The following is a 2,019-nucleotide window of genomic DNA, read 5'->3' as shown; positions in this document are numbered from 1 at the left end:
GGTGTATCGTTGTCGATGATGTCGAGCGTACCCGATACCGTCGCCCCGAGTGCAACCCCCGCAGACGGGTTCGATATTGTGAAGGTGGCCGTCTCGAGCCCCTCGATATCCGCGTCATCCGCCACATTGAGTACGACGCTGGCCGAGTTGTTCCCGTCCTGAATGGTTATTGAGGCAGGGACTGCCGTCGTGAAGTCCGAGGCCGTAATCCCATTGCCGCTCAGACCAAGATCGAAGGTCTGATCGCCAATCACGGCGAGTGAGGTAGTCACCGTGATCGTCACCTGCGTACCGTCATCTTCAGAACCGACCGATGGGGTCACGGAGAGGTTGGCAACAGGCGTCGTGCCGGCGCTGTATTCCAGATAGATCGGAGCCGTAACTGCACCCAGCGGAAGGTCGTTGTTGCTTGTATCAATGACACTGGCCACAAATCCCAGCGGAAGCTGATCTTCTCCGACAAAGTCGTAAAGGGCGATATCAGCAAAATCAAACAGGCTGGTAATATCCTGATTTGTACCATCAAGCAGGACATCCACAGTCTGGAATTCGACGGCGTTGTTTGCCGGAAAATCTTCAGCCCCAAGAGCCGCAAGCTGCGCATCAAGTTGTGATTTGTAAGGTTCGGCGAAGTTGTTGGCTACTGGTTGAATGAAACCTTTGGTCAGAACGATCCGCGCGGTGGCACCGGCAGGTCCGCTGACAACAACTGTCGGGCCGGTGACGTCATATGTGCCAATCTCTCCTTCGGAGAGGCCATTTACACTGAGCTGGATGGCCGTGTTTGGAGCAGCCTGATCTGCCAGGCCAATCGAGCCACCCTGGGATCCATCACTCTGAAGTTGACCTGTCGCGGTAGTGCCATCGGCGAAGGTGATTGTGAACGAAGACCCGATGAGCTCCGCGCCGGATACGCCACCCACATCCCACGAGGGCGAAGAACCGCCGTCAAGCGTCGATTTTTGAGATCCGGCAACGGAATTCGGGTCCATATCAACGGAAAAGCCAAGCGTCTCTCCGCTCTCAAATCCGCCATTTACTAGCGGATCAAAGGTGAGCACTATCCCGGAATACCCAGCCGTTCCTCCGGCTCCGATGTAAGATGCATTTGTCGGAGCCTGTACGCCGGTGTTTCCATTGGTATTGATTTGAAGCGCTTTGGAGATCGTGTCACCTGCGAGGCCGAACGGGTCAAATACGCTATCCGGATAAAGCGCATTTGTTACATCAATCTCAATGGACGAAATTGTTTTTGATCCGACATTTGTCAGGACAAACGAGTTATTTCCATAGTTGGAAATCTGGACGTTGTTAGCCCCAGCATTGACTGACAGTGTGGCTGCACCGTTATTCGTCTCGCTCGGATCATCCGCAACGGTCACCGCAATGTCTTGCGTGACCGTGTTTGTGCCGTCGAACGCGCTGATGGTCACGTTATAGACGTTGTCGTCACCAACATCGGTGGGGGCTTCGAAATCCGGAGCCGTCAGAAAGCTAAGCGCTCCGGACGTCGGGTCGATTATAAAGAGACCGGCATCCGCGCCACCTGCAATGGCGAACTGGATTGCATCATCCTCTGGATCGGTCGCGCTGACCGTGCCAACGGCGTTCGTATTCTCGATAACGCCAAAAGTCGAAGACGAAGTAAAGCTAGGCGCCTGATTGGGGGGTGTATCGTTGTCGATGATGTCGAGCGTACCCGATACCGTCGCCCCGAGTGCAACCCCCGCAGACGGGTTCGATATTGTGAAGGTGGCCGTCTCGAGCCCCTCGATATCCGCGTCATCCGCCACATTGAGTACGACGCTGGCCGAGTTGTTCCCGTCCTGAATGGTTATTGAGGCAGGGACTGCCGTCGTGAAGTCCGAGGCCGTAATCCCATTGCCGCTCAGACCAAGATCGAAGGTCTGATCGCCAATCACGGCGAGTGAGGTAGTCACCGTGATCGTCACCTGCGTACCGTCATCTTCAGAACCGACCGATGGGGTCACGGAGAGGTTGGCAACAGGCGTCGTGCCG

General features: G+C 55.6%; 1 protein-coding gene. It reads right to left on the bottom strand.

Annotated features, from left to right (window positions below; translation table 11 throughout):
* On the bottom strand, nucleotides 1-2,019 hold a 2,019-nt coding region (locus ACR0MJ_RS20725), incomplete at both ends, for a beta strand repeat-containing protein (RefSeq protein ID WP_480762453.1).

The organism is Ruegeria sp. C6, from assembly GCF_056537625.1.
Note: the sequence above shows the minus strand (reverse complement) of the source record. Positions and strands in the feature narration are given on the sequence as shown.